This window comes from Arthrobacter sp. (assembly GCF_031988865.1).
Taxonomy (GTDB): domain Bacteria; phylum Actinomycetota; class Actinomycetes; order Actinomycetales; family Micrococcaceae; genus Arthrobacter_B.
Genome location: NZ_DALZXY010000012.1, coordinates 42,711 through 54,938, shown reverse-complemented (window position 1 = coordinate 54,938; position 12,228 = coordinate 42,711). Strand labels below are relative to the sequence as shown.

Annotated in this window: 11 protein-coding genes; 8 read left to right on the top strand and 3 right to left on the bottom strand. The window is 66.3% G+C overall.

Annotated features, from left to right (window positions below):
• Positions 1-1,055: AAA family ATPase (locus RTN46_RS04100; RefSeq protein ID WP_312179227.1), on the top strand; the 1,055-nt coding region annotated here is incomplete at its 5' end.
• A 28-nt stretch (positions 1,056-1,083) separates the two neighbouring features.
• Here RTN46_RS04100 and RTN46_RS04095 read toward each other — a convergent pair.
• Together RTN46_RS04095 and RTN46_RS04090 are read right to left on the bottom strand one after the other, a co-directional pair.
• Positions 1,084-1,815 (bottom strand): glutamine amidotransferase, encoded by a 732-nt coding sequence (locus tag RTN46_RS04095; protein ID WP_312179225.1) that lies wholly within the window; start codon positions 1,813-1,815, stop codon positions 1,084-1,086.
• Positions 1,812-3,050 carry an MFS transporter gene (locus RTN46_RS04090; RefSeq protein ID WP_312179223.1) on the bottom strand — a complete coding sequence of 413 codons (1,239 nt, stop codon included), beginning with the start codon at positions 3,048-3,050 and terminating at the stop codon, positions 1,812-1,814. Before RTN46_RS04090 ends, RTN46_RS04095 begins: the two co-directional genes overlap by 4 nt.
• 77 nt (positions 3,051-3,127) lie before the next feature.
• Here RTN46_RS04090 and ftsY point away from each other — a divergent pair, with 77 nt between their 5' ends.
• Positions 3,128-4,324, top strand: coding sequence for a signal recognition particle-docking protein FtsY (ftsY, locus tag RTN46_RS04085; protein WP_312179221.1), 1,197 nt, complete (start codon positions 3,128-3,130; stop codon positions 4,322-4,324).
• 117 nt (positions 4,325-4,441) lie between these two features.
• Here ftsY and RTN46_RS04080 read toward each other — a convergent pair whose 3' ends face one another.
• The gene (locus tag RTN46_RS04080) at positions 4,442-6,112 is read right to left on the bottom strand and encodes a hypothetical protein (RefSeq protein WP_312179219.1); all 1,671 of its coding nucleotides are present in this window, start codon (positions 6,110-6,112) and stop codon (positions 4,442-4,444) included.
• Positions 6,113-6,408: 296 nt separating this feature from the next.
• Here RTN46_RS04080 and RTN46_RS04075 point away from each other — a divergent pair, with 296 nt between their 5' ends.
• The 6 genes from RTN46_RS04075 to RTN46_RS04050 all read left to right on the top strand — a co-directional run bounded on the left by RTN46_RS04075 (position 6,409) and on the right by RTN46_RS04050 (position 12,147).
• Positions 6,409-7,704 (top strand): ammonium transporter, encoded by a 1,296-nt coding sequence (locus RTN46_RS04075; protein ID WP_312179217.1) that lies wholly within the window; start codon positions 6,409-6,411, stop codon positions 7,702-7,704.
• Positions 7,701-8,039 carry a P-II family nitrogen regulator gene (locus RTN46_RS04070; RefSeq protein WP_312179215.1) on the top strand — a complete coding sequence of 113 codons (339 nt, stop codon included), beginning with the start codon at positions 7,701-7,703 and terminating at the stop codon, positions 8,037-8,039. The genes RTN46_RS04075 and RTN46_RS04070 overlap by 4 nt, the downstream gene beginning before the upstream one ends.
• 224 nt (positions 8,040-8,263) lie before the next feature.
• Positions 8,264-9,847: a signal recognition particle protein gene (gene ffh, locus RTN46_RS04065; protein WP_312179213.1), complete on the top strand. Its 1,584-nt coding sequence runs from the start codon at positions 8,264-8,266 to the stop codon at positions 9,845-9,847.
• 134 nt (positions 9,848-9,981) lie between these two features.
• Positions 9,982-10,689: an alpha/beta hydrolase gene (locus RTN46_RS04060; RefSeq protein WP_312179211.1), complete on the top strand. Its 708-nt coding sequence runs from the start codon at positions 9,982-9,984 to the stop codon at positions 10,687-10,689.
• A complete protein-coding gene (locus RTN46_RS04055; protein WP_312179209.1) occupies positions 10,683-11,237 on the top strand; it encodes a GNAT family N-acetyltransferase in 555 nt (184 codons plus the stop codon). The genes RTN46_RS04060 and RTN46_RS04055 overlap by 7 nt, the downstream gene beginning before the upstream one ends.
• Before the next feature lie 22 nt (positions 11,238-11,259).
• Complete coding sequence (locus tag RTN46_RS04050; protein WP_312179208.1) at positions 11,260-12,147, top strand: VOC family protein; 888 nt, start codon at positions 11,260-11,262, stop codon at positions 12,145-12,147.
• The last annotated feature ends 81 nt before the right edge of the window (positions 12,148-12,228 follow it).

The window sequence follows — 12,228 nt, the reverse complement described above, 5'->3', positions numbered from 1 at the left end:
CCGACGCCGCCGCAGCGGTCAGCCGCTGGGCGGAAGCGTCCCTGGAAGCAGCAGTGGCCGAACGGGAGGAAGCCGAAGCGGTGCGCGCCGAATGGGACGCCGAGCTGGCCGCAGTGCGGACCGCAAATGCCGAAGCCGTGGCGGAACTGGCCAAGCTCACCGACTCGGTGCACCGGGAGGAGCTCCTCCGCGCCGAGAAGCTGCTGCGGATCGAGGCGCTGGAAGCCCGGGCCCTGGAAGAACTTGGCCTCACCGCCGACCATCTGGTCGCGGAGTACGGGCCGGACCAACCGGTGCCAGTGCCAGTGGAGGCTGCCGAGGCAGCGGGCAAATGGGCCGCGCTCCACGTGCCTGTTGATGATGGCGGCAACCCGCTCACGGAGGGCGTGCCCTACAACCGTGCCGAGCAGGAGAAACGGCTCAAGCGGGCCGAACGGGACCTCACTTCCCTGGGCAAGGTCAATCCGCTGGCGCTGGAAGAATTCGCGGCCCTCGAGGAACGCCACCAGTTCCTGAGCACCCAGCTCGAGGACCTGAAAGCCACCCGCAAGGACCTGCTGGACATCATCCGCGAAGTGGACCAGCGGGTGGAAGAAGTCTTCACTGCAGCCTTCCAGGACACGGCCGTGCAGTTCGAGCGGGTCTTTGGGCGGTTGTTCCCCGGCGGCGAGGGGCGCCTGGTGCTCACGGACCCCGGAGACATGCTCACCACCGGCATCGAGGTGGAAGCGCGCCCGGCCGGCAAGAAGATCAAGCGGCTCTCCCTGCTCTCCGGCGGCGAACGGTCCCTGACCGCCGTCGCGCTGCTCGTGGCCATTTTCAAGGCCAGGCCTTCACCGTTCTACGTGATGGATGAAGTGGAAGCGGCACTGGATGACACCAACCTGGGCAGGCTCATCACCATCTTTGAAGAGCTGCGTGAATCCAGCCAGCTGATCATCATCACCCACCAGAAACGCACCATGGAAGTGGCCGACGCGCTGTACGGCGTGTCCATGCGCGGCGACGGGGTTTCGGCTGTGATCAGCCAGCGGCTGGATAAAGCGGCCGTCTGACCGGAGCCGGTTAGCCGCCTCCGGACGGCTACTGCGCGTAGCGGGCCGTGAAGTTCCGGAGGATCAGCGGAGGATCGGTGACCTTCTGGAAGCGGATCGAGTCCATCACGGCATCGGCTTCCTCCGGCGGGAAGTACCCGGCGTTGCGGTAGACCGAGATGCGGGTCAGCAGGCCGGCCACGTCGAGCTCGGGATGGAACTGCGTGGCATAGAGGTTCGACCGCACCCGGAACATCTGCACCGGGCAGCCGGGAGAACCGGCCAGGTTGACGGCGTGGGCCGGGAGTTTGGAGACGGCCTCTTTGTGGCCGACAAACGCGGCAAAAGTATCAGGGAGCCCCTCCAGCAGCGGATCCCTGCGGCCCTCGGGAGTGAGGGACACAGGAACCGCGGCGATGGCCTCACCGAACTGCCGGTCAACGACGGCGCCCTGGTGCCGGCCCAGCGTGCCGACTCCGTAGCAGGCGCCGAGGAACGGGAAGTCCCGGGCCACCACCATGTCCAGCAGGGCGCCGAGCTCCTTCTCCACGCGCAGCTGCAGCGGAGATTTGGTTTCCTCCGCATCAGAGGAGTTGAAGGGGCTGCCGCCCACGATGATCCCGCTGTAGCGGTCGAGGTCTATCCCCGGCAGGGGAGCGGCTTCTACCCGGACTCTGTGCAGCTGCGCCGGCGAAAGGCCGCCGAACGTCAGGTAGGACTCATACTCCTCCTCGGCGGCACCGTCTTCGGCGCGCGAGGCCAACAGCAGGAAGGGCTTCATTCCTCGATGGTAGTTTGCGTCCTGCGGGTGCGCGTCACGCGCATCTCCGGAGCCAGGCTTTCGCGGGCGGTGAGCCAGACCAGCAGGGCCGCGGCAGCGATCGCGCCCGTCACGGCAAAGGCCCAGGTGTATCCGAGGCGGTCCGCCAGGAGCCCGGCGAGGATGGGGCCGAAGATCGCACCTGTATCGGAGGACATCTGGAAAGCCGCGAGGACTTTGCCGCCACTGCGGCCGGAGCCAACGACGTCGGCCACTGCTGCCTGCTGTGCCGGGTTCAGCAGTCCGGTGCCGAGTCCGGCGATCCCGGAGACGATGAGGAATGCCGTCACTGAACCGGAGAACCCAATGGCAGCGGTGGCGGCGGCGTTTATAGCCAGGCCGGTAATGACCAGGGGCCGCCGGCCCCAGCTGTCTGCGAGCCGCCCGGAGAAGGTCAGGGCGAGGGCTGTTCCGACCGCGAATGCCGTCAGCGAGATGCCCGCGATTTCCGGGCCGGCGGACAGCACGGCGGCTGCGAAAAGCGGCAGCAGGGAGTTCCGGACGCCGAAGGAGGACCAGCCATTGGCGAAGCTGGACACCATGGCCGCCCGGTACGCGGAATCGGAGAGGGCCTCTCGGACCGTCATGTGCGTCGGGGCCGGCGCATCGGAGGGGACGGGGCTGTTTCCCTTGGCATCCCGGAGCAGGAACGCCACCAGGACGGCGGTGACCAGCAGCGCCGCCGCATAGACGAGGAACGGCACCCGAAGCCCGAAGCCGGCCAGCAGCCCGCCGAGCAGCGGTCCGCCGATGTTCCCGAGGAGGAAGGAGGAAGCATACGCTCCCGAGATCCGCCCCCGGATGGCAGGCGGGGCCAGGCGGATGATCAGCGCCATCGCCGAAATCGTGAACATGGTGGATCCGATGCCGCCCAGGCCCCGGAAGATCAGCAGCTGCCAGTAGCTTCCTGCGAAGGCACAGGCCGCGGTGGAGAGGGCGACAATCAGCAGCCCCATAACGTAGACCGGCCGCTCGCCGAGTTTCTCCAGCAGCGCTCCGCCGGCTGGGGCGAACACCAGCCGGGTGAAGGCGAACGCACTGACAACCACCGAGGACGCTGCGACGCCCACGTTGAAACTCTGGGCAAACTGCGGCAGGACCGGCGCCACCAGGCCGAAGCCCAGGGCGATAAGGAACGCCGCAGCGATAAGGACTTTGATTTCGCGGGGGATCGGAATCCGGGGAGAACGCACCATGATGTTCTGATTCTCGCAGAATCCACGGTGTTTAATGCGGGTGCCCTACGGCTGTGGCGTATGACATGCTGGAAGACGTGAATGAGACTCTTTCGATTGTGATCTATGTGGTCATTGGGCTTGCCGTGATCGGTTCGATCGCCGCGCTGCTGGTGCGAACCCGGCGCATGCCCAAGGGCACGTACCCCACGACCCGCGATGCCGACGACCAGCCCGGAGGCAGTACCACCGTCCTGGACCGACCCGGGACTGCCGAGCCTGGGACGGACACCTCCGTCACGGTCCCCGACGATCTCCGGGGCCTGGAGGAAGCTCCGGCCGAACCCCAGGCCCCGGCGCTGGAGACGCCCGAACCTGTCCAGGGCCGCCTCGCCCGGCTGCGGGCCCGCCTCTCGAAATCCAACAACGCCTTGGGCAAGGCCCTGCTGGCGCTGCTCGCCAGCGACAAGATCGACGAGGACGTCTGGGACGAAATCGAGGAAACCCTGCTGCTGGCAGACCTCGGCACCGAACCGACCATGGAACTCGTGGACGCCCTGCGCGAACGTGTGCGGATCTCCGGCAGCCGCGACCCCGAAGAGGTGCGCGGGATGCTGCGTGAAGAGCTGATCAAGCTGGTCGACCCCACGATGGACCGATCGCTGGCAGTGGACCGCCATGCCGACAAGCCCGCCATTGTGATGGTTGTGGGCGTCAACGGCGTCGGCAAGACCACCACCGTGGGCAAACTTGCCCGAGTTCTCGTCGCCGAGGACAAGGACGTGGTGCTGGGCGCCGCGGACACCTTCCGTGCCGCAGCAGCCGAGCAGTTGGCCACCTGGGGCCAGCGCGTGGGCGTGCCCACCGTGAGGTCCGACGTCGACGGCGCCGATCCGGCGTCGGTCGCCTTTGAAGCCGTGAAGGCCGGAATCGACGGCGAAGTCGACACCGTGCTGATCGACACGGCCGGGCGCCTGCAGAACAAGGTGGGCCTGATGGACGAGCTTGGCAAGGTCAAGCGAGTCATCGAGAAGCAGGCCGAGGTGGACGAGGTCCTCCTGGTCCTCGACGCCACCACCGGCCAGAACGGACTGACCCAGGCGAAGGTCTTCGCCGAGGTCGTCAACATCACCGGCATTGTGCTCACCAAGCTGGATGGAACCGCCAAGGGCGGCATCGTCGTCGCCATCCAGCGCACCCTTGGCGTGCCGGTCAAGCTGATCGGACTCGGCGAGGGCCCGGACGACCTGGCCCCCTTCGATGCCGAAGGATTCGTGGACGCGCTGCTTTCCTAGCCAGCCCGGCAGGACTTCAGCAGGCAAACACAAAAGTGCGGCACCCCCGGAACATCCGGGCGTGCCGCACACTTGTCTGTTAGTGCCGAAAGCAGGCTGGGGCTGCCCGTGGTCTAGCTAGCGGTATTCGAAGTTCAGGACAGTGACCGTCCCAGCGGTCACCGGCAGCGTGAGCTCCCCGGTGCGTCCGGTTTCTGCGGTGTACCCGGGAATGCGGTCCCTGTCGGCTACGGGGATCTGGGTTCCGCCGTCGAGCAGAGTGGAGTCTGTGGACGTGTAGCTGTCGCCCGTCAGCTGGGACATACTGCCGTATCGGCTGCCTGCGGGAATTTTGAGCGAAACTGATGTGGGTGCCACCGCCTCCGGGTCATTAAGGTTCACGAGGACCACGCTGATCGATTCGTCCGGCTGGCGCAGGGCATACCAGTAGGTGTTGGTGCCACCCTCGGCTGAGCCGGTGAGGAAATCGCCGGTCCCCAGCATCCCTACGATCGAGAGCCCGTAATAATTTGCACGGGGCTCAAAGGCAAAGTTATTCGAACCCCATTCGCCGGTGGCGCACAGCACCGACATAGGCGGTCCGCCGCCGCAGGCCATCAGCGAACTGTGGAAAGCGATCCGGCTGACCCCGGCCCGGGCGGCCGTTAGGGCGAAGTTGGCGGACCACAGGGAGGAGGCATGTGTCTTGGTGTACTCATTACTTCCGGTGCAGGCGGAGGCGCTGGTCTCGGCCAGCCACGTTTCCAGCTTCGCATCTGAGCCGATCCGGACAGCAGCTTCGCTGTACTTGACGCTGCGCGCGGCGGTCTGCGGACTGACCAGGTTGGCCATGGTCGGGGCTTGCTCGGGGTCGGCCCCGGTGCAGCTTGAAAGCGGGTAATTGTGGTAGGCAACGGCAGCCTTGTTCGGAATCTCCGAAGCGGAAAACTCCTTCCACCAGTCTTTGGTGAAGGTTCCTGGACCTGCGATCGGAGTTCCCGGAGCGGCCGCTTCAATAGCCTTGCTGTACGCCGCGAGTTCGGTGAGGTAATCCTGTACGCTCCAGCCCGCAGGCCGGAGGTCGTTGTAGGCGCCAGCCGCCTCGCTGAGGCCATTGGGTTCGTTGCCCACAATGACTCCGACCAGCCGCTTGCCGAAGATGTCCCGGGCATGCTTTGCCTGGTCGGCAGCACGCTCGGGATCGTACTGCCCCAGAGTCACATTCATGATGATTGAGGCATTTACGGTGTTGGCCAACGCGCTGACCCGTTCCAGATCCGCCGGCGTGACAGTGGTAAATGGACCTCCGGAAGCGGCATTCCAGCCAGGCGGAACGGCTTCGTCGGAGGAAGTCCAGAAGAACCGGCGGTCCACTGCGTTGCCGCCGAAGCGGAGGGTGGGGCTGCCAAGTCCGCGCAGATGTGCCACCAAAGTGGTGTTGTCAGCGCTGAGCCGCGGATCGGCCAGGTCAGTGGCTTCCAGTGACAACCCCACGGAGCCGGCTTCCAAGGACGTGCCCGCTGGAGTATCGGAAATCGCCAGCGAGACCGGATCGGCGGCAGCCAACCCGGCGTCAGCCGACGGCGCCGCCTGCACATACTCTGGCCGCGAGAGTTTTTCGGAATCCGGCAGCGGAGCCGCTTCGGAACGTGCCGAGGCCTCCGGTCCGGTGTTGGAAGCGGCAGGTGGATCATCTGCAAGGAATGGCAGAACGGCGATCGCAGCGGCGCAGGTTACAGCAATTCCTGCAACACCGGCGAGCAGTTTGGTGCGGCGCGGCGATCGGCGGGGCGGCCGACGACGTTGCAATGCCGTGCCGTTGCCTGGTCCGGTTGGAGAATGGTCTGGGTATTCAGGAATCTGGTCCGTCCTTGGGGTGTGAGACTCAGGGAACATACTAGCCGCGGGCAGCGTGCAAGCCCTCGGGCAGCACCGGCAAGTCTTCCCAGATCCGGGTAACCTCCGCGAAACACCCCTGTCACCACGCTTTAACCCAGCGGGCTGCTTCGTAACCTTCCGGCAATCTGCCCGGGTCCCCGCGGAAATCTCTCCCCGGCAGAGTTCTCTACGCGGGAGATTCCCGCGGATCGTGGAAGGACGTGGAGATGGATCTGTCAGCAGGTCACGTCTGGGTGATGGTTTCGGCAGCCCTGGTGCTGCTTATGACTCCCGGAGTGGCATTCTTTTACGGCGGCATGACCCGCGCCAAGGCCGCATTGAACATGATGATGATGAGCTTCGTGTCCATCGGGCTCGTCGGTGTGGTCTGGGTCCTCTGGGGTTTTTCGATGACGGGCGGCGAGGGTATCGCGGGCCTCTTCGGCAGCCCCTTCGCGTCCTTCGGCCTTGAGGACCTGATTGGCACCGAGGACATGATCGGTGCCGGCTTCGGGGCAACGTTCGCCATCATCACCGTCGCCCTGATCAGCGGTGCCATCGCCGACCGCGCGAAGTTCAGCGCCTGGGCCGTCTTCGTTCCGGTCTGGGTCACCCTGGTCTACTGCCCGCTGGCCTTTATGGTCTGGGGCGGTGGCCTGCTCGGGGCCGACGGCGCCATCGGCTCGGTGGTCGGGGAGGCAATCGACTTCGCCGGCGGCACAGTAGTGCACATCAATGCAGGCGTCGCAGCCCTGGTCCTGGCCCTGATCATCGGCAAACGCCGCGGCTTCGGGACTGATCCAAGCCACCGTCCGCACAACATCCCCTTCGTAATGCTCGGAGCCGCACTGCTGTGGTTCGGCTGGTTCGGGTTCAACGGCGGTGCGGCCGGAACCGCAGAGGAAGCAGGCCTGATCTGGGTCAACACCCTCGCTGCACCCGCCGCCGCGATGGTCGGCTGGCTGGTGACCGAACGGATCCGGGACGGCCGTCCCACTTCCCTCGGCGCTGCATCGGGCATCGTGGCCGGCCTGGTCGCGATCACTCCGGCCTGCGCCAACGTCAGCCCTATGGGTGCCCTCGGGCTCGGCCTGGTGGCCGGCATCGTGTCTGCGCTCGCGGTTGGCCTAAAGTACAGGCTCGGCTATGACGATTCCCTGGACGTTGTGGGTGTCCACCTGGTCGCCGGCCTGATCGGAACCGTGGCCCTGGGCTTCATCGCCCTGCCGGTCGACGGCGTTGGCGGCGGCCTGTTCTACGGCGGCGGATTGACCCAGCTCGGCGCCCAGATCGTGGCGACGGTCGTGGCCATCATCGTCTCGGCCGTGATGACCCTCATCATTGGCCTGGCGATCCACAAGACCATCGGCTTCCGGGTCTCCGAGGAGCAGGAACTCAACGGCGTCGACCTCAGCGAACACGCTGAGACCGCCTACGAACTCGGCGGAGTAGGCGTAGGCGGCTCGTTCCGCCCGGTCGCCGAAACCGCACCCGCAGCCACCAAGGAGAGCGTCAACTCATGAAACTCGTAACCGCAATCGTCCGGCCGGAGAAGTTCGACTCGATCCGCGGCGCACTGGAAAGCTACGGGGTCCAGGGGCTGACGGTCAGCCAGGCCAGCGGCTACGGCCGCCAGCGGGGCCACACCGAGGTTTACCGGGGTGCGGAGTACACCGTGGACCTGCTGCCCAAGCTCCGGGTCGAAGTACTGGCCGCCAACGAATGGGTTAATGACATCGTGGACGTCCTGGTCTCCACCGCCAATACCGGCCGTGCCGGTGACGGCAAGGTCTGGGTCACCAACGTTGAGGAGACGCTCCGCGTCCGGACCGGTGAACGGGGAAACTCAGCCCTGTAACTACCCTCACGGGGCCTCACCCCGGGGACCACCCTGCTGGTTTTCAGCCGTGTGGTCCCCGGTTCTCGTGGCGCGGGTGCGCCGGTGCCGGCGGCCTGGGCCGCCCCACGGGCCGTCCGGAGGCAGATCGGGGGCATGCGGCGAATACCCACCGGTGCTTGGTACCCTTAACAGCTGGGCCTGGCAAACATGGCGAACTACCCGACGAAAGAAGTGCGCAGCGCGTGTTCAATTCACTGTCTGACCGGTTGACTTCCACGTTCAAGAACCTGCGTGGCAAGGGGCGGCTGACCGAAGCCGACGTTGATGCCACAGTTCGCGAAATCCGCCGGGCGCTTCTCGACGCCGACGTTGCCGTTCCCGTGGTCCGCAGTTTCACTGCGTCGGTCAAGGAACGCGCGCTCGGGTCCGAGGTCTCCCAGGCACTGAACCCAGGCCAGCAGGTCGTCAAGATCGTCAACGAGGAGCTTGTTGGCATCCTGGGCGGACAGACCCGGCGCCTCTCCCTGGCAAAGAATCCCCCCACGGTCATTATGCTCGCCGGCCTTCAGGGTGCCGGTAAGACGACGCTGGCCGGCAAGCTCTCCCGTTACCTCAAGGACCAGGGGCACAGCCCCCTGCTGGTCGCCGCTGACCTCCAGCGCCCCAACGCCGTAAAGCAGCTGCAGGTCAACGGTGAACGCGCCGGTGTTCCGGTTTACGCGCCCCACCCCGGCGTCAGCTCCGAATTCGAGGCCGCGACCGGCGATCCGGTGGCAGTTGCCCGCCAGGGCGTTGCGGAAGCCCGCACCAAGCTGCACGACATCGTCATTGTTGACACCGCCGGACGCCTGGGTGTTGATGCGGAACTGATGCAGCAGGCCGCGGACATCCGTGCCGCGATCACCCCTGACGAAGTCCTCTTTGTCATCGATGCCATGATCGGCCAGGACGCCGTCGCCACCGCGCAGGCGTTCAACGAGGGCGTGAACTTCACCGGCGTCGTCCTGACAAAGCTCGACGGCGATGCCCGCGGCGGCGCGGCGCTCTCCGTCGCGTCGATCACCGGCAAGCCCGTGATGTTCGCATCCACCGGTGAAGGGCTGAAGGACTTTGAAGTCTTCCACCCGGACCGGATGGCGAGCCGCATCCTGGACATGGGCGATATCCTCACGCTCATCGAGCAGGCGGAGAAGTCCTGGGACAAGGACGAAGCCGCCCGCATGGCGCAGAAGTTCGCCGATCAGGAGGACTTCACCCTCGATGACTTCCTGGCGCAGATGCAGCAGCTGCGCAACATGGGGTCGATGAAGAAGATGCTCATGATGATGCCCGGCGCAGCCGGCATGCGGGAGCAGCTGGAAAACTTCGACGAGCGCGAAATTGACCGAGTGGAAGCAATCGTCCGCTCCATGACCCCGCATGAGCGCGTGGCACCGAAGATCATCAACGGTTCCCGGCGTGCCCGCATCGCCCGCGGTTCCGGTGTCCACGTCTCCGAGGTCAACGGACTGCTCGAACGTTTTGTCCAGGCCCAGAAGATGATGAAGAAAATGGCTGCCGGCGGCGGTGTCCCGGGAATGCCCGGTCTCGCCGGTCCGGGCGGCTTCGGCGGCGGACGCAAGAAGCAGCAGGCTGCCAAGGGCAAAAAGAAGGCCCGATCCGGCAACCCGGCCAAGGCAGCCCAGGAGCTCGCCGAGGCTGAGGCCAGGCGCGCCGGTGCCCGCAAGTCCCTGCCCACGGGATCGGCATTCGGAGCGCAGGGCGGCGACTTCGATCCCTCGTCCCTGAACCTGCCCAAGGGCTTCGACAAGTTCCTCGGCAAATAGGCAGCTGAGCGCCTCCCCGTCCCGGCGGGGTGGCGCTCAACTGCGCCGGCGCACCGGCCCGCATGCGGCGATTGACGGAAGTGTCACACCGTCTGGGGTAAACCGGTGTCCCCGTGCGGCGATACGCTGTTTGGATGGCTCAGCAACGCGTTGTCTTCGTGCACGGTGCCGGTCGATTCGGGGCCGCGGCGTGGCCACGGCAGCACGTGCTGGCTGGCAGGTATGACTGCCTGTTCCTGCGCCGGCACGGCTATCGGCCCGATTTGCCGCCGGCACCGACCGATCACCGGGCCGACGCCGCCGCCGTCCTGGCAGCGCTTGGCGACGGCGGACATGTGGTCGCCCATGCCGAAGGTGCCATTGCGGCCATGATGGCAGCGGTCCAGTCCCCGGAGCGGGTCTGGTCCCTTTCCCTGTGCGAGCCGGCCGTCTTCTCCCTGACCCGGGACCTGCCGGCCACCGCTGCACACCGTGCACATTTGGACGCACTCTTCCGCGATGCCCGCCAGCTCGATGACGACGAATACGCTCGTGAATACCGCCGCCTGGTGTACTCCGCGGAGGCTGCCAGCGCATCCGCTGCCGATCCGCAGGCGGCCGCCCGGCAGCGGCTGCAGTCACCACCCTGGGACGCCCCGCTGGAGATAGTGCCCGGGATCCCGACGCTGGTCCTGACAGGGGAGTGGGAGCCGCTCTACGAAGAAGCCGCCCGGTTCCTGGCCTCCACCGGAGCGGACCACCGCGCCGTCGGCGGCAACCACCGGCCCCAGGACATCGAAGCGGGGCAGGAAGCGATCACCGGTTTCCTGGCCCGCTGCGCTGCAGCCTCGGTTGCATGCTGATGGCAGCAGTGCGGGCCGCCACGGAGGCCGACCTTGCCAGGCTGCCCGCCCTCGAGGCCGCTTCGGATACCCTGCTGACCGGTATGCCCGGCATTTCGAGTGGTGCGCTGCTTCGGCTTCCGCCCCCGGCCGCGGCCGGAGAGCTGGCTGCCGCCCTGCAGATCCTGGTCGCAGGCGACCCGGTAGCGGGGTTCGCCCGGATCGAGGAGGCCGGAGGGTTTGCCCATCTGGAGCAGCTCTCCGTCCACCCTGCTGCCGCCGGGGCGGGACTGGGACGGGCATTGCTCAACGCCGCGCTGCACTGGGCTCGGGAGCGCGGCTACCCAGGAATGACCCTCTGCACCTTTTCGGAGGTTCCCTTCAACGCACCCTTTTACCGCAGCGCCGGGTTCGTTGTGGTTGAGCCGGAGGGCGCGCTGGCCAGCCTGCGCCGGCATGAGGCAGAGCTAGGGCTGGACGACGTCGGGCCCCGGGTGGCTATGCGCGTGCTTTTCGGATCCGGCCTTCCGCCCTCGGATGATTCCAAGCATTCCCTTGGCAATACGTGAAGCTTCAAGTAATGTATATTGCATGAACCTTCAAGTAAATGCACAGGACCTGCTGCCTGCCGACCTGTCAATGGGTACGGTCATGCTCAAGGTGGGTGACCTGCCCAAGGTCGCCGCCTACTATCAGCAGGCCCTGGGGTTGGAAATCGTTGCGGAAGCCGACGGCGGACTTTTCCTCGGGCGCGGCAGCGTCCCCGTGGTGCATCTGGCTCCTGCCGGAGGGCTGCAGGTTGCGTCCCGCGGAGAGGCCGGATTGTTCCACACTGCCATCCTGTTCGAAACCCAGGCCGATCTCGCCGCCACCGTGGCATTGGCCGCCCAGTACGACCCGGCGGCTTATGTCGGCAGCGCTGACCACCTGGTTAGTGAGGCCTTCTACTTCACCGATCCCGAGGGCAACGGCATCGAACTCTACTGGGACCGTCCGCGCGAAAGCTGGAGCTGGGACCAGGCTGAGTCTGGAAGGACGGTAAGGATGGCCTCCCTCGCCCTGCCGCCGCAGGACTACTTCCGCACCCACCTCTCGCAGGAGGCCATGGATGGGCTGGCCGGCGCGGGGGCCGGGGTGGGTCACGTGCACCTGCAGGTGGGGGACACTGCCACGGCAGCCGCGTTCTACGTGGACACACTGGGATTCGAGCGGACCGCCGACCTGCACGGGCAAGCACTGTTCGTCTCGGCGGGCGGCTACCACCACCACATGGCCATGAATGTGTGGAACAGCCGCGGGGCTGGTCCGCGGCGCGACACGCTGGGGCTGGGTGAGGTGCTCATCAGCGTCCCGGGGGAGGACGCCGTCGGCGCCCTCGCAGACCGGCTAACATCCGCCGGGATCACCAGCCATCACACCGGAGCCGAACTGCGCTTCGAGGATCCCTGGCGTAACCGGATCCGGATCGCGGTGGGCTGACGGGACGGCGGCGCACCCCGTGCCGCCGGTGAGTCGCGAAAAAAGGAGTCATCTGGCACAATGGACAGGTACTCGATCTGC

Coding starts and splice junctions, on each gene's coding strand:
- RTN46_RS04075 (WP_312179217.1), top strand. CDS start 6,409: ATGGATCTGTCAGCAGGTCACGTCTGGGTGATGGTTTCGGCAGCCCTG.
- RTN46_RS04095 (WP_312179225.1), bottom strand. CDS start 1,815: ATGAAGCCCTTCCTGCTGTTGGCCTCGCGCGCCGAAGACGGTGCCGCC.
- RTN46_RS04090 (WP_312179223.1), bottom strand. CDS start 3,050: ATGGTGCGTTCTCCCCGGATTCCGATCCCCCGCGAAATCAAAGTCCTT.
- RTN46_RS04055 (WP_312179209.1), top strand. CDS start 10,683: ATGCTGATGGCAGCAGTGCGGGCCGCCACGGAGGCCGACCTTGCCAGG.
- RTN46_RS04060 (WP_312179211.1), top strand. CDS start 9,982: ATGGCTCAGCAACGCGTTGTCTTCGTGCACGGTGCCGGTCGATTCGGG.
- RTN46_RS04070 (WP_312179215.1), top strand. CDS start 7,701: ATGAAACTCGTAACCGCAATCGTCCGGCCGGAGAAGTTCGACTCGATC.
- RTN46_RS04050 (WP_312179208.1), top strand. CDS start 11,260: ATGAACCTTCAAGTAAATGCACAGGACCTGCTGCCTGCCGACCTGTCA.